Genomic DNA, 14,643 nt, shown 5'->3' with positions numbered 1-14,643 from the left:
AGACCACCTTCGTGCTGCTGCCGGGAGCCCACTGTCTGCGGTACCCGGGGGCGGGCCAGCCACTGTGGGTACGGACAGGCGCGTCACGGCAAGGGCGTGCCGCCGGTGGCGTTGACGATCTCGCCGGTGATGTAGCTCGCCTGAGGTGAGGCCAGGAAGACGTAGGCGGGCGCCATCTCTGCGGGCTGGGCAGGGCGCCCCAGGGGTGACTGCTCGCCGAACTTCGTGGAGTCGGGCATCGTGGCGGGGATCAGCGGTGTCCAGACGGGCCCAGGCGCGACGGCGTTGACGCGGATACCTCGCTCGGCGAGCATCTGGGCCAGTCCGTGGGTGAAGGAGATGATGGCCGACTTCGTCATCGCGTAGTCGAGGAGGTGCGGGCTGGGCTGGTAGCCCTGGACAGAGGTGGTGTTGATGATTGATCCGCCGCGCGGCATGTGTACCAGGGCTTTGCGGGTGAGCCAGAACATGCCATACAGGTTGGTCTTCATCACCCGATCGAACTGCCCGGTGGTGATCGCCTCGATCCCGTCGGGCTGCGACATCTGGTACGCGGCGTTGTTGACCAGGATGTCGACGCGTCCCAGGTCGCGCACGGCTCGGTCGATGAGGGCTTCGCACGCGGTCTCGTCGCGGATGTCGCACGGAACGACGACAGCCGTCCGTCCGGCCTCCCGCACGAGGCGAGCGGTCTCGTCCGCCTCGTCGACCTCTTCCGGCAGGTGGGTGAGGACGATGTCCGCGCCCTCCCGGGCGAAGGCCAGGCATACGGCCCTGCCGATGCCGGAGTCCCCGCCGGTCACAACTGCTACCCGCCTCGTCAGCAGCCCGTGGCCCTGGTAGGAATCCTCACCGTGATCCGGTCGCGGATCCATCTCCTCGGTCGAGCCGGGATGATCCTGCTCCTGGTCGGGGAACGGGGGGCGGGGGTGGCCGGTCACCGGGTCGGGAACTTCGGGCACGTGCTCAGACATGGGCTCTCCGCAAGGTGCCCGACCCGCGGGAAGAGGGTTACACGGCGGGCGGACAGAGGGGTGGATGGATACGGGCCGACGGTGCGGGTGACGAGGCAGCCGTTTCGGGACGCTGCCGCTCAGTGACCGAGGGCGTTTTTCAGCTGCTGCTTGGTCATCGTGGAGCGGCCCTCGACACCACGCTTCTTCGCTTCCTGGTAGAGCTCGTCCTTGGTCTTGTCCGAAGGCCCGCCGCCTCCACCTGACTTCTGACCGCCTCGCTGCGAGGCCGACTTGCCCTGAGTGGAACTGCGGCTGGCCGTCTTGCTTTCCCCCGACCGTGCGCGTTCCTTGTTGACCGTGCGGGAGGCCATCTCCTTCGCGCGCCCCTCGGACATGCCGCGCTTCTCGCCCGACTCCTTGACGTGCTCGTACTGGCGTTCCCGCTTGGGGCTGGATCCTCGAGGCATGACGAAACCCTTCATCGATGTGACACCCATGCCATGGTGCTGCTACCCGCAGCGGCCCGCATTTCACGCGGTCCGTTCGAGAGACCTCCCCACACGGACCCATGTGCCGCGTTGCGGACCTCGGCTGCGTGGATGCCTGGAAGGTTCTGTCCGGTACGCCGCGGCCGACGGTCCGATCCAAAGCGGCCTCGAGTCCCCGCACCGGGCGATCTCCCTCAATACGGTACGGGCATAGGCATTCGGCCGGGTAGCGCCGCACGGAGCCCGGGGCGGCCCTCTGGGCGAACGGGACCGCAGCGCATCGTGGGCGCCGGTGCTCCATGTGTTGGGCGGACACTGGCCTGTCGCTGTGTTGGGCGGACACTGGCCTGTCGCTCGGCTGGGCCGGCCGCCCGGATCGAGAAGCGTCCCGGTAGCCGACCAACAAGCGGACGACCGCAAGCGACGGCACGCGGGGTAGAACCTCAAGAGCGCGACCGTTGCCCACGGGAAGCGGGATGGCCGCCGGCATCCGATCATCGAACCATGGCCTTCCTTGAGCTTCGGGACAGCGGCGCGGTCGACGAGTTCCTGTCTGAGGGCCAAACCGTCCTGGTCCTCATCGGTTCGCAGTCGCACGGAGAAGCGTGTGGCGTACTGACAAGGTTGTCTGCGCAAGCCCCGGTGGGACGGGTTGCTCGGGCGACGCCGGATGGCGGCGGCGCAGACAGGCGAGTAAGGGAATTCCTCGTTCGGATCCCTCACACGGGCGGGGCGTGCCTGGTCCTCATGAACGGTGCGTCCGTGCTGGACGTGCTGCGCACTACGGACGTCCAGACCCACGGAGCAGAGTGGGCCACCGCGCACTACGCGACACGTTTTCTCGCGCGCTTGCGAGTGGCCCCGCCTTCGAGGTAGTCCGTCCGAGAGGCTGCGCGATGCGCACGTGCCGGATTCGCTGCAGCATCGATGCCCGGCGGGCCCGCAGCGGGCTGCCGCTGGGCCCGATTGGCAACGATGTCTCCAGCTGTGGGCAGTCCAGACATACAAGGTCCTCGGCGGGGCAGTCGGCTGGGGGAGACAAGCCCGCCGGGCAATGTGGCGGCAGTGCCTCGCGATGTCACCCATTGGGCGGATTCCTGGCACCTCCGCTTGGCTGGGCCCGGCGCCTCGATCGCGAGGTTCGCGCAATCTCGGGCGTCCGCGTCAGGGTGCGTGACGAGGCCGCGATTCGCAGACTTGAGAACTGCGGGCCGCTAAGACTTGAGAACTGCGGGCCGCAGGGCCCGTCACCCCCAGGAGCCGCACTCTTTCACCAGGAGTCTTCAGTGGCCGTCCCGCAGCCGCACGCCCCTACCGCCCGTGAGATCCGGGTCGCTTCCGTGCCCTCCGGGCACGTGTACGTGCGTCACTGCTCCGCATCGGAGCCCGACGGTGTGATGCGACTGGAAGACCCTCGGCCCAACGGTGCCCCCAGCACCTCGCAACGTTGGTGGCCGCCGGTCATGCTCGACCCCGGCTGGGTGAGTGCCCACCACGAGGACTTCGACATCTTTCACCTCCACTTCGGGTTCGACGCCCAGAGTCCGGCCCAGCTATCCGCGCTCGTGGACGCCCTTCGCCGCCGCGGTAAGCCGCTGGTGTACACGGTGCACGACCTCCGCAACCCGCATCAGCCCGACCCTGCCACGCATGATGCCGCCCTCGATGTGGTCATTCCCGCCGCCGACCATCTGGTCACCCTGACAGCCGGCGCGGCGGAGCGAATCCGAAGCCGCTGGAACCGGACGGCGACCGTACTGCCCCACCCTCACGTGGTCGAATTGCCAGGCCTCACCCGTCCGCGACCGACTCGTGACCGCTTCCGAGTCGGCGTACACGCCAAGAGTCTGCGCCCCAACATGTCCGTCCTCCCGGTCGTAAACGTCCTCGCGGAGACTGTGGCCGAGCTCGCGGACGCCGAGCTGCAGGTCAACCTCCACCACGAGGTGGCGAACCCGGCCTCCCCGGCCTATGCCCCCCAGCTCTTTAAGGCCCTTGAAGAGCTGGCGCAGCACGGCCGCCTCACGCTCACCGTCCACGACTACTTCGACGACGAACAGCTCTGGTCCTACCTGCAATCGCTGGACCTGTCGGTGCTGCCCTACCAGTTCGGCACCCACTCCGGGTGGCTTGAGGCATGCCACGACCTGGGCACCGCGGTGGCCGCTCCCGACTGCGGCTTCTACGCCCAGCAGCGTCCGTGCCTGAGCTACGGACACTCCCAGGAATACGGCCTGGACGAGGACTCCCTGCGCCGGGCCGTATTGCGCGCCCACACAGAACGGGCAGCCCCCCGCGCGGATGTGAAGCACCGCATCCGGGAGCGCGATGAACTGGCCGCGGCCCACCGCGCCCTCTACGCGAGCATCCTGTGACCGTGAACCTGAGGGTGGCCCTCATCGCGTCAGCCCGTTTCCCGATCAGGGAGCCGTTCGCCGGCGGCTTGGAGGCGCACACCTGGTGGCTTGCCCACGTGCTGCGCAAGCGCGGGCATCACGTCGAGCTGTTCGCGGCGCCAGGCTCCGACCCGGCGCTGGGAGCGCGTGCACTTCCCGTGCGCCGCCCGAGGCTGAGTGACGCCGCTCGCTCCGATATCAGCATGCCCAGCGCGATGTGGATGGAAGAGCATCACGCCTACCTGGGGCTGATGCTGGATCTCGCCCGGGACGGCGAGCACCGCTTCGACGTGGTGCACAACAACAGCCTCCACCACCTGCCCGTAGCGATGGCGTCGGCGCTCCGCGTTCCGATGGTGACCACCCTCCACACACCGCCCACCCCCTGGCTGGAGTCCGCCATCACGGTCCAGGACAACTGCCCGGTCACGTTCACGGCAGTCAGCAGCTTCACCGCCGGAGCCTGGCAGGCAACCGTGCCCGCCGCACGCGTCGTACGCAACGGCATCGACACCGACTTCTGGAAACCGGGCCCCGGCGGCGGTGACCTCGTGTGGACCGGCCGCCTGGTTCCCGAGAAAGCACCCCACCTGGCCATCGAAGCCGCGCGCACGGCCGGAGTGCCCTTGCGCGTCGCGGGACCGATCTCAAACCGGGCTTACTTCCGTGAGCAGATCGCGCCCCTGCTGGGACAGGGCGTGCGGTACATCGGCCACCTCGACCGGCTCGGATTGGTCGAGCTGCTGGGTTCCGCGAGCGCGGCTCTGGTCACACCCGGCTGGGACGAGCCGTACGGACTCGTCGTCGCCGAAGCTCTGGCCTGCGGAACCCCGGTGTGCGGCTTTGACCGGGGCGCTCTGTCAGAGATCCTCACACCGGACTGCGGTCTGCTGGCCCTGCCCGGCGACGTGGAGGCGCTGGCGGAACTCATCCCGCGCGCCACGAAACTCGACCGTCGCGACGCACGCCGACGGGCGGAGCAGTTCTGCTCCCTCGACCGCACCGCCGACGCCTACACCGACCTGTACGAGGAAGTCGCGCGGTGATCGGCTACTACGTCCACCACCAGGGCCGCGGCCACCTGCACCGAGCCCAGTGCATCGCCGCGCACGTGCAGCACCCGTTGACCATCCTGTCCTCCCTCCCCAAGCCGCAGTCGTGGGCAGGCGGCTGGGTGCCCCTGCCACCAGACGAGACGGACGCCCCCGTGGACCCCACGGCGCGAGGACGCCTGCACTGGGTGCCGATCCGTCACCCGGGCCACAGAGAACGGATGGGCGCCATCGCCGAGTGGATCGAACGAGTGGACCCCGCTCTGTTCGTCAGCGACGTGTCGGTGGAAGCGGCCACCCTGGCCCGCCTCATGGGCGCCCCCGTCGTCGTCGCCGCCATGCGCGGCGACCGCGGAGACGAAGCCCACCGCCTCGCCTACGACCTCGCGGACGCCCTCATCGCACCGTGGCCGCAATCCCTACCCGAACCGGACTGGCCCCCGCACTGGCACGCCAAAACCCTCCATACCGGAAGTATCTCCCGCTACGACGGCCGCCCGCGGCCCCGGCCGGACGTTGACGGGGCGGCCGCCCGAAAAGAAGTGGTGGTGATGCTGGGGGCAGGAGGAGCGGACGTCACCGAACGCCAGCTCGACGAGGCTGTCCGCGCCACCCCGGACTGGTCATGGACCTTCCTCGGCGGCCCGCGTGCCGCCTGGAGCGGTGACCCATGGCCGGTACTGTGCCGCGCGAACGTGGTCATCACGCACGCGGGGCAGAACGCCGTCGCGGAGTGCGCGGCAGCCCGCGTTCCCACCATCGTCATCCCTCAGGACCGCCCCTTCGGGGAACAGCACGCCACCGCCCGAGCCCTGCACGCGGCAGGCCTGGCGACCGTACGGGAGACCTGGCCGCCCCCGCATGCCTGGACCGCTCTGCTGGCCGAAGCAGCCGCTCGCGAGGACCGCTGGAAGCACTGGTCCTTCGGCGACGGCGCCCGCAGGGCGGGCCGCCTGCTCACCGAATTGACCCTGCGCCCGACAAGGCGGCTCGCATGCGCACCGCGGTGATCACCCTTGCTGCGGGTCGGCACTCTCATTTGCGCCTGCAGCAGGACGGCCTCGCACACGGCCGGCGCGCCCCGGACCACTACGTCGTCGTCTCCATGGCCGATCCCACGATCCAGGACCTCCTGGCAAATCGGAGGCCGGCCGCGGACGTGATCTCCCTTCCCTTGGCGGACGGACGCCTGCCGTTGGCCGCCGCTCGCAACGCCGGGGCCGCGCGTGCCCTCGCGGCGGGCGCAGACCTGCTGATCTTTCTCGACGTGGACTGCGTCCCGGGCCCCACCCTCCTCGAGGGGTACACCCGTGCCGCCCAGGACCGCGTCCTGCTCTGCGGCACCGTCGCCTACCTCCCGCCGCCACCCGCCCACGGCTACCACCTCGACGAACTGGCCGGCCTGGCCCCGCCACATCCGGCACGCCCCGCCCCCGCGGACGGACAGATCGTCCGCGGAGGAGACCCCCGACTGTTCTGGTCACTGTCGTTCGCACTCACCGCCAATACCTGGAAGCACATCGGCGGGTTCTGCGAGGACTACACCGGATACGGCGGCGAAGACACCGACTATGCCTCCACCGCAGCACGGCAGGGGGTAGACCTGTGGTGGGTGGGCGGCGCACCCGCCTATCACCAGCACCACCCCACACAAATTCCCCCCGTCCAGCACATCGACGACATCCTCCGCAACGGCGCCATCTACCAGCGGCGCTGGAGGGCATGGCCGATGGAGGGATGGCTGCAGGCCTTCGAAGCCCAGGGCCTCGTGGAATACGTTTCGGCAACCAAGAGCTGGCGACGACGGGCCATTGAACAACGGTCGCTCAGCAGCCATGATCCGGGGCCGATGAGGACGTCGGCATGCCATGACGAGATGCCTGAGGAGGGATCCGCAGAGCCCTGACGTGCCAGCCCGGAGGGACGGTGTGCGGGGAAACCGGTGTCACCTACGTACGACGGAATACCGCTCCGATGTCACGAGATGGGGCGAGTACGCGCATACGTGATCGTCCTGTTCGAAGTGGCTGGCCGCGCCACTGAGACTGAGGTCGTACGGCCCGCAGCCCTCTCCGCTGCCGCGCTGGTCGCAGGGCCGCCCCGCTGCGTGGGTGGGCGGCGCGCGAGTCGCCGCGGCATTGAGTACGCACTGGCCGCCACGTGCCTATGCGAAAACGTGCATCTCCACGGGGCTGGAAACCCGCGAAGCCCTGGAAGAAGACGAGAAGCAGACCTGCGCCAAGACCTGCAAGGGAAAAAGTTGCCGCGCGAGCGAAGCGGACGGCGCCGAGGTCTTCGGGCCGCGTGGACGTCGTCGACAGCGGCGGCTCGGCAGGTTTTTCGGACAGCTGGATCGGCCTGCGGCCCGCCCGTCTTCGTCTGTTGATCGGCCCTGCCGCTGATGGAAGCGGCAGGGCCGTCACACGTATACCGTCCCCAGGCACTGGAACCGGCCGCTCGCGGCTAACAACGTCCGGGATGACCGAAGGTGACGCGGTTTTGGTCCATTCAGGTGCGTAGCCGGCTGTTGGGGCCGTCCTGGTCGCCGACGGCTTCGTCGTTGAACCAGTAGTCGCCGGCGGCCAGGTAGCGGAAGGTGTGGGCGCCTTCTCTGGGCAGTGCGACCGTGACGGCCCGCTTTCCGTCCTCGCGCGGCTGCAGGGTGTGGACGCCAGGCTGCCAGTCGTTGAAGTCACCGACCACACTGACCGGCCCCGGCGGCATGTCCGCAGGAAGGACGAAGGTGACCTCGGTGCGGTCCTCGTGAGGTGTGTGTTCCAGCATGAGGCTCGGCTCCTGACCGTGCTGACGATGGATGGAAGTGGTGCGCTCATACTCCGTACCCGGGCGGCAGCTCGCACCTGGGCGGATCCCCCGGCCGCACGTCCGGCGCGACGCTTCTCCACGTTGAGAATTGCGGGAGGCTCCCGCGCCTCCGCTCTGGGGAGGGGTAGCAGGGGAGATTCCGGGAAGTCGGACAGGACCGATATCTGACGACCCGGGAGGAACGATGGCTGTTCGGCACCGGTTGATTCATGCCGCGCCGCACGAGGTGTGGGCCGTGCTTTGTGATGGTTCCCGATATGCCGACTGGGTGGTGGGCACCTCTGACTCGCGAGTAGCCGGTGGCCTGTGGCCCGAATGTGGTTCTGCCCTCGAGTACACCGTTCGGGTCGGCCCGTGGACCGGGTCCGGAATTACCACTGTTCGGCGGGTGAAGGCGCCGGACGAATTGGAGCTGGAAGTCGACAGCGGACCTCTGGGCACCGCCCGAGTGGCCATCGAGATCCGCGCCTGGGGCGAAGAGTCGCTGGTCATCGTGGACGAACACCCCCTGCGCGGGATCGGTGGGGCCCTGCATAACCCGGTCCTCGACACCCTGATCCAGCTTCGCCACCGCGACATGCTCCGGCGCCTCGCCAAAGTCGCCGAAGAATCGACTGGCCGTCCACGGCAGCGCGTCTGAGCCTCCGGGAGAGCGAGGTGCGCGAGTTCGGTTCGCATAACCACTGCGGCGTTGTCGCGGCGGACGGCTGTGTGCTTTGCACCGGTGAGCCCAGCGGGCCGTCCTGGTGAGTCCTGACGTGTCGGTAATGCCTGAATGTGTAGGTATGGCAACTTTCTCATGGCTCTTGGCTACAGACTGTAAGGAGCAAGATGAACGAGCAAAACCCCCTCAAGGCCGCGGCTCAGAAGATCACGGGTACGCTGCGCGGCGATGACGGCGGGCCGCAGGACGGTGTGCCGGGCAAGCCCGGACCGGTCTCACCACCGTTTGCCGAGCCGACCGAGCCGGCGGAGCCGTTGCCGCCGAAGGCGGACCAGCACGGCCCGGAGACCGTCAGTCCCACCGGCCAACCCACGGGCGCGGAGCAGGCTCGGATGGCGCAGAGCGGCGCGTATCTGACCACCGCGCAGGGTGCCCGGTTGCACGACACCGACCACTCGCTCAAGGCGGGGCCGCGTGGTCCGGTGCTGCTGCAGGACCACCACCTGCGCGAGAAGATCATGCATTTCGATCACGAGCGGATCCCGGAGCGCGTCGTCCACGCCCGTGGCGCGGCGGCTCACGGCGTCTTCCAGGCCTATGGCACGGCTGTCGGCATCACGAAGGCCGCCTTCCTCGCCAAGGACGCGGAAACGCCGGTGTTCGTACGTTTCTCCACCGTGCTCGGCTCTCGCGGGTCCGCTGACACCGTGCGCGACACTCGAGGGTTCGCGACGAAGTTCTACACTGAGGAGGGCGTCTTCGACCTGGTGGGCAACAACATCCCGGTCTTCTTCATCCAGGACGCCATCAAGTTCCCCGACGTCATCCACGCCGGAAAGCCGCACCCCGACCGGGAAATTCCCCAGGCGCAGAGTGCCCACGACACGTTCTGGGACTTCGTCTCCCTGCACACCGAGGCCACCCACCACACCCTGTGGAACATGTCCGATCGTGGCATCCCGCGTTCTTATCGGACGATGGAGGGCTTCGGTGTCCACACCTTCCGCCTGACCAATGCCGAGGGCGCCGCCACGCTGGTGAAGTTCCACTGGAAGCCGAAGCTCGGGGTGCATTCCCTGGTCTGGGAGGAAGCGCAGATCGCCGCGGGCGTTGATCCCGACTTCCACCGTCGTGACCTCGCCGACGCCATCGAAGCCGGCGCGTATCCGCAGTGGGAGCTCGGTATCCAGACGTTCCCCGATACCCCTGAGCAGACGTTCGCGGGCATCGACCTCCTGGACCCGACGAAGATCGTCCCCGAAGAGTTGGCGCCGGTCCAGCCGATCGGCCTGCTGACGCTGAACGCGAATCCGTCGAATTACTTCGCCGAGACCGAGCAGGTCGCCTTCCACGTCGGCCACCTCGTCCCCGGCATCGACGTCACCGACGACCCCCTCCTCCAGGGCCGGCTCTTCTCATACCTCGACACGCAGCTCACCCGCCTTGGCGGACCCAACTTCGGGCAGCTGCCGATCAACCGGACCCACGCCCCGGTCAATGACATGCTTCGCGACGGCATGCACCAGACCGCCGTGCACCGCGGCGTCGCCCCTTACCGGCCCAACAGCCTCGACGGCGGATGCCCTTTCCTCGCAGGCGCCGACACCGGAGCGTTCATCGAGGTACCCGCCCAGGTCGCAGAGAGTCGCAAGGTCCGTGAAGCCCCGGCTTCCTTCGACGACCACTACAGCCAGCCCCGCCTGTTCTGGCTCAGCATGAGCCCGCCGGAACGCGAGCACATCATCGCCGCCTACACGTTCGAACTGGGCAAGTGCTACGAGCAGGCGATCAAGGAACGAGCACTCGGCGTCCTGGCCAACATCGACCCCCAACTGTGCGAACAGGTCGCCGCCGGCTTGGGCCTTCCCGCGCCTGCGGCGGACAGTTCACTCACCGACCCGGAGCCGAGCCCCGCACTCTCCCAGTTGGGCCGCACCTGGCCCACCGACGGACGGATTGTCGGCATTGTCACCGATGCCGCCGGCGACCTGGACGGAGTCCGCACCGTGCGGCAGGCGGTCCTGGACGCGGGAATGGTCCCTCTCCTCATCGCGCCCGCCGGCGGAATGATCGACAGCGATGGCGGCGACCCTCTCACGATCCAGCGCACCTTCGCCACCGCCCGCTCCATCGAATTCGACGCCCTCCTCATCGCCGGCACCCCGGGCCGCGGCGCCGACGCCTACGGCGCTCGGGACGCCAAGGTCGTGGACACCGAGCCCACACCCACCGACCCCAGGCTCCCACTCCTGCTCAACGAAGCCTTCCGCCACGGAAAGGCCATCGGCGCGTGGGCGGGAGGCGAAGCCGTCCTGTCTGCGGCCAACATCCCCTCCGATGCAGCCGGCGTGGTCCAAGGTGACTCGGGCAGCGCCGTACTGGAACAGGTCGTCCGGCTGATGGGCTCCCACCGGGTCTGGGAACGCTTCCCCACCGGCGTCTGACCTCCAGCACCGATCGTGGACCGCGGCCACGCATATCGTGGCCGCGGCACACATGAGGCCACTCCCGCACTGCGCATCGAGGGGTCGACGACGAGCAGGCGCACCGGGGGGGGGCGTCACGGGGGTCCTCGGAGGTGGCAAGGGCGACCGCAGCGATTCAGCATGACGACTGCAGCGCTCTGCCGACCTCGTTCTTCGCTACGCCGACCAGCCGCCTTCGGGGCGCACGTCGCTCGTGGCGGATGAGGCGTTCACGACATGGAGCGCGAGAGAGTGGTGGCCTGAGCGGAGCTCGGCCAGGAGGCGGCCGGTGTCAGTGAGGAGCGTGCCGCGCAGGCTATGTACCTCCGGCGGGGCTTCGGCCGGCGCCCATTCCTGTTGCTGTATGCGCTCCAGTTCGGCTTCCGCATCGTCGAGCAGGGCGGCGAGTCGGCTCGAATCGGTGGGGGATGTCTTGCCGATCTCTTCCATCGCGGCGGCCGCCTTGCGGAGCAGGGCGCAGAAGCCGGCCTTGAACGAGGCGGTCAGGTTTGTGATCTCGCCGCTGTCCAGGGCGTAGTCGAGGGCGCGCGTCATGGAACGAAGATGATCCATGGCCCGTTCCGCGACGGTGACGGCAGCACGGGCGCGGGGCAAAGCCGCGTCGGTGCTGCCTAGGCCGCCGCGGGGGTGAAGACGACTGTTCTCGACCTCGGTGTCGATGCCCTGCCGGATGCGCTCACAGTCCACGGACAGGCGCCGCCAGTCACGGCGCCATTGCCGGACACACTCAACGTGGCGATCCGCGCCCTCGAAAACGTCGGCCAGGTCGTCGAGGCGCCGGCTCACGGCGGTGTAGAGGTCCGAGACGGCCTGCTGTCGGTGGTGAATATGGCGGGCCGGCGCGAGTACCAGGTGGGCCGCGAGGCCACACAGTGCGCCGAGCATCACGGAAGCGGCCAGGTGCCCGACGTAGTCGATCTTTCCCTGTCCGGAGGAGAACGCGAAGAAGGCGACGATGGCGACCTGCGTGCCCTGGTGTCCGAACCGCCGGATCCTCCCGATACAGAGCGCGATCAGAGTCAGAAGGCCGAACGTCCAACCGTGAACGCCCAACACCGCTGCCAACGTCGCGGCCAGCGCCGCTCCCGCCGCCATCGCGACGAGGTACTGGGCGGAATCTCGCACCGACCGGTACACCGTGGCCTGCAAAGCGACCAACGCGGTGAACGGGGCGAATGTCGACACCGTCGGTGGCAACAGATAGCGGGCCAAGACCCAGGCGACCATGGCGGCAACCACAGTCTTCGCGCCCAACAGCAGAGCGTCCCGCTCATGCCCCGACCCGCCCACCGCACGCCGCAGGAAGCCGGCCTGCTCCCTGACGACCACCTGGACTCTTCTACCTGTTTCACCCTGCTTGGTCACATCGATCACCTCTTTGGGTCTTGTTCCCCAACGGCCGTTGACAAACGTCGGTGCCCGGCAGCGGGCACGCGTCGCTGCCGCCAACCGATCTCGAAGGCGATGCCGGCGCCGAAGACAAGACGACAGGCAGCGCTGCCCGGCGTCCGGACTACCCCGCCCTCCTTGGAGTGGGGTGGGGCGGCGACGGCACGGCAGGGTGCTCGAATGGGGGATGTGGCGTCCCGGCTGACCTTTGGGCAGCCTGAGGCTTTGCCGTATACATGAGGAGTGTGATTGTGGAACCGAGGGTGACGGTCCAGTCCGATCACGATGGTCTGCGAGTGGTTCAGTCTTTCGGAGAGTTCGACGCGGACACGGAAGGCGTTCTCGCTGCCGCGTGCGACGAGGCAATCGCCGCGCCCAGAGTGGAACGGCTGGCCCTGGACCTTCGTGGGGTCACGTTCGCCGATCCTCGTTCCTGAACCCACTGCTCCGAGTTCATGGGGCGTACGATCTGTTGTTGCTGGGGCCCCTCCCGCTACAACTGGCCCGGCTGCTGGAGATGACCGGGGCGAATCTACTGTTCGCCCTCGATGACGGCGCCGCCGAGCGCGCGGCCGGCCAGCACAAACCCGGCCCTCCACTGCTGCCGTGCCCCTCGCGCGCAGCCGCACCAAGCAGGACAGGGCTGACCTGGAGGTTCTCCAAGTTCGGCACGCGAGCGGCGGCTAGGGCGAGAGCCCGCCGCAGGATGGCAGGCCAGGGCCCGGAAAACCGGTGTCCTGGTGGGTTGCGTGGGGGAGAAGGGGAAGGCGCGGTTCGGAAGGAGGGGCGATGGGGAACACATCAGGTCGCCCGGTAGATCTGACATGCGAGGACGCGCGAGCGATCGCCCACGAGGTCTTGGCGGCGGCCGACGTGGGCGAGCGTCTGATGGACGACGTGCTGCTGGTCGTCTCAGAACTGGTCTCCAACGCCGTCCGCCACGCTGGCGGCGTGACCGACTTCCACGTCCGACCTCTCCTTGACTCCGTGGCTGTCGCGGTATCGGACGCGTCCTCACTGCCCCCACACATGCCGGGTACGCCCGTCGAGGTGCCGGGCGGGTTCGGATGGCTGCTGGTCAACAAGATCGCCAACCGTACGGAGATCCGCCCTCATGACACCGGCAAGACCGTCACCGCATTCATCCAACTCCCCCCGGTTGAACCCAGCTCCTGGAGCGGCCTGGACTTCGGAGTGCCGAAGGCTTGCGCTGGTCGAACTCCTCGATGCGAGTGATTCAGCGGCACCCAGCTAGTGACCTGAGTCAGAGATTCGGTGGCAGTAGGCGGCGACCTTGTCGAGGATCTCGTCGGCTGTCTTCGTCCAGACGAAGGGCCTGGGCTGGTCGTTCCAGGCGGTCAGCCAGGCCCGGATGTCGCGTTCGAGGGCCTGGACGGAACGGTGGACTCCGCGCTTGAGCTTCTTCTGCGTGAGCTCGGCGAACCACCGCTCCACCAGGTTCAGCCACGACGCACTCGTGGGCGTGAAGTGCAGGTGGAACCGCGGGTGGGCCAGCAGCCACTTCTTGATGTCGGGCGTCTTGTGTGTCGCGTAGTTGTCCAGGATCAGGTGGACCTCGAGGCCGTCGGGGACCTCTTTGTCGACCTTGGTCAGGAACTTCTTGAACTCGGCGGCCCGGTGGCGGCGGTGCAGTGATCCGATGACCCTGCCGGTCGCGACTTCGAGGGCGGCGAAGAGGGTGGTGGTGCCGGCGCGGATGTAGTCGTGGCTGCGGCGCTCTGGAACGCCGGGCATCATCGGCAGGACCGGCTGGGACCGGTCCAGGGCCTGGATCTGCGACTTCTCGTCCACGCAGAGAACCAGGGCCTTCTCCGGCGGGTCGAGGTAGAGGCCCACCACATCGCGGACCTTGTCGATGAACAGCGGGTCTGTCGACAACTTGAACGTCTGCGAACGATGCGGGGCCAGCGCGAACGCCCGCCAGATCCTGGAGACCGTCGACTGCGACATCCCGGTCGCCGCCGCCATGGAGCGGGTCGACCAGTGCGTCGCGTTCTTCGGCGTCTCTTCCAGCGTTTTGACGATCACCCGCTCGACATCGGCATCGGTGATCTTCCGCGGGACGCCGGGCCGCGGCTCGTCGCCCAGCCCGTCCAGACCGTGCTCGATGAAACGCCGCCGCCAGGTGCGGACCGTATCGGGAGCGATCCGCAGCCGGCGCGACACTTCCATCACCGAGTGCCCGTCCGCGCACTCCAGCACGATCCGCGACCGCTGAGCCAACGCCTGGGCCGTCGTGCGACGACGTAACCAACCCTCCAGCACAGCACGCTGGGCAACGGTCACCGACAACGGCGGAATCTTCGGACCAGGACGACTCATACCGAACTAACGACAAACCTCCGACTCAGGTCACTAGACTCCG

Annotated in this window: 12 protein-coding genes; 7 read left to right on the top strand and 5 right to left on the bottom strand. The window is 68.1% G+C overall.

What is annotated here, in order from left to right; all coding sequences use genetic code 11:
• Nucleotides 1–83: 83 nt before the first annotated feature.
• Nucleotides 84–974 (bottom strand): SDR family oxidoreductase, encoded by an 891-nt coding sequence (locus tag OG906_RS34710; RefSeq protein WP_329448266.1) that lies wholly within the window; start codon nt 972–974, stop codon nt 84–86.
• 119 nt (nt 975–1,093) lie between these two features.
• A complete protein-coding gene (locus tag OG906_RS34705) occupies nt 1,094–1,423 on the bottom strand; it encodes a plasmid stabilization protein (RefSeq protein WP_329448265.1) in 330 nt (109 codons plus the stop codon).
• 1,361 nt (nt 1,424–2,784) lie between these two features.
• Between OG906_RS34705 and OG906_RS34700 the strand changes: the two genes are divergently transcribed.
• Genes OG906_RS34700 through OG906_RS34685 form a run of 4 tightly spaced genes read left to right on the top strand, consistent with a single transcriptional unit; the run spans nt 2,785 to nt 6,798 of the window.
• Nucleotides 2,785–3,819, top strand: a complete 1,035-nt coding sequence (locus OG906_RS34700; RefSeq protein WP_329448924.1) for a glycosyltransferase family 1 protein — start codon at nt 2,785–2,787, stop codon at nt 3,817–3,819.
• Between the two features lie 2 nt (nt 3,820–3,821).
• Entirely contained in the window at nt 3,822–4,886 is a 1,065-nt protein-coding gene (locus tag OG906_RS34695; protein WP_329448264.1) for a glycosyltransferase, read from the top strand.
• Nucleotides 4,883–5,902 carry a glycosyltransferase gene (locus tag OG906_RS34690; protein WP_329448263.1) on the top strand — a complete coding sequence of 340 codons (1,020 nt, stop codon included), beginning with the start codon at nt 4,883–4,885 and terminating at the stop codon, nt 5,900–5,902. The genes OG906_RS34695 and OG906_RS34690 overlap by 4 nt, the downstream gene beginning before the upstream one ends.
• Nucleotides 5,887–6,798 (top strand): glycosyltransferase family 2 protein, encoded by a 912-nt coding sequence (locus OG906_RS34685; RefSeq protein ID WP_329448262.1) that lies wholly within the window; start codon nt 5,887–5,889, stop codon nt 6,796–6,798. The genes OG906_RS34690 and OG906_RS34685 overlap by 16 nt, the downstream gene beginning before the upstream one ends.
• A 602-nt stretch (nt 6,799–7,400) precedes the next feature.
• On the opposite strand, the gene OG906_RS34680 is transcribed toward OG906_RS34685, so the two are convergent.
• Nucleotides 7,401–7,676, bottom strand: coding sequence for an isoamylase early set domain-containing protein (locus OG906_RS34680; RefSeq protein ID WP_329448261.1), 276 nt, complete (start codon nt 7,674–7,676; stop codon nt 7,401–7,403).
• A 226-nt stretch (nt 7,677–7,902) separates the two neighbouring features.
• Here OG906_RS34680 and OG906_RS34675 point away from each other — a divergent pair, with 226 nt between their 5' ends.
• Both OG906_RS34675 and OG906_RS34670 read left to right on the top strand, forming a co-directional pair.
• A complete protein-coding gene (locus OG906_RS34675; protein ID WP_329448260.1) occupies nt 7,903–8,358 on the top strand; it encodes an SRPBCC family protein in 456 nt (151 codons plus the stop codon).
• A gap of 191 nt (nt 8,359–8,549) precedes the next feature.
• Nucleotides 8,550–10,826, top strand: a complete 2,277-nt coding sequence (locus OG906_RS34670) for a catalase (RefSeq protein ID WP_329448259.1) — start codon at nt 8,550–8,552, stop codon at nt 10,824–10,826.
• A gap of 198 nt (nt 10,827–11,024) precedes the next feature.
• On the opposite strand, the gene OG906_RS34665 is transcribed toward OG906_RS34670, so the two are convergent.
• A complete protein-coding gene (locus OG906_RS34665; RefSeq protein ID WP_329448258.1) occupies nt 11,025–12,233 on the bottom strand; it encodes an FUSC family protein in 1,209 nt (402 codons plus the stop codon).
• 813 nt (nt 12,234–13,046) lie between these two features.
• Here OG906_RS34665 and OG906_RS34660 point away from each other — a divergent pair.
• The gene (locus OG906_RS34660) at nt 13,047–13,493 is read left to right on the top strand and encodes an ATP-binding protein (protein ID WP_329448257.1); all 447 of its coding nucleotides are present in this window, start codon (nt 13,047–13,049) and stop codon (nt 13,491–13,493) included.
• A gap of 15 nt (nt 13,494–13,508) precedes the next feature.
• Here the strand turns inward: OG906_RS34660 and OG906_RS34655 are convergent, their stop codons facing one another.
• Nucleotides 13,509–14,600, bottom strand: coding sequence for an IS630 family transposase (locus tag OG906_RS34655; protein ID WP_329448256.1), 1,092 nt, complete (start codon nt 14,598–14,600; stop codon nt 13,509–13,511).
• Between the last annotated feature and the right edge of the window lie 43 nt (nt 14,601–14,643).

The organism is Streptomyces sp. NBC_01426 (genome assembly GCF_036231985.1).
Taxonomy (GTDB): Bacteria; Actinomycetota; Actinomycetes; order Streptomycetales; family Streptomycetaceae; genus Streptomyces.
Note: the sequence above shows the minus strand (reverse complement) of the source record. Positions and strands in the feature narration are given on the sequence as shown.

Bases quoted from the DNA above. Each gene is read 5' to 3' on its own strand.
- OG906_RS34660 (WP_329448257.1), top strand. From the start codon at position 13,047: ATGGGGAACACATCAGGTCGCCCGGTAGATCTGACATGCGAGGACGCG.
- OG906_RS34710 (WP_329448266.1), bottom strand. From the start codon at position 974: ATGTCTGAGCACGTGCCCGAAGTTCCCGACCCGGTGACCGGCCACCCC.
- OG906_RS34705 (WP_329448265.1), bottom strand. From the start codon at position 1,423: ATGCCTCGAGGATCCAGCCCCAAGCGGGAACGCCAGTACGAGCACGTC.
- OG906_RS34655 (WP_329448256.1), bottom strand. From the start codon at position 14,600: ATGAGTCGTCCTGGTCCGAAGATTCCGCCGTTGTCGGTGACCGTTGCC.
- OG906_RS34675 (WP_329448260.1), top strand. From the start codon at position 7,903: ATGGCTGTTCGGCACCGGTTGATTCATGCCGCGCCGCACGAGGTGTGG.
- OG906_RS34685 (WP_329448262.1), top strand. From the start codon at position 5,887: ATGCGCACCGCGGTGATCACCCTTGCTGCGGGTCGGCACTCTCATTTG.
- OG906_RS34680 (WP_329448261.1), bottom strand. From the start codon at position 7,676: ATGCTGGAACACACACCTCACGAGGACCGCACCGAGGTCACCTTCGTC.
- OG906_RS34670 (WP_329448259.1), top strand. From the start codon at position 8,550: ATGAACGAGCAAAACCCCCTCAAGGCCGCGGCTCAGAAGATCACGGGT.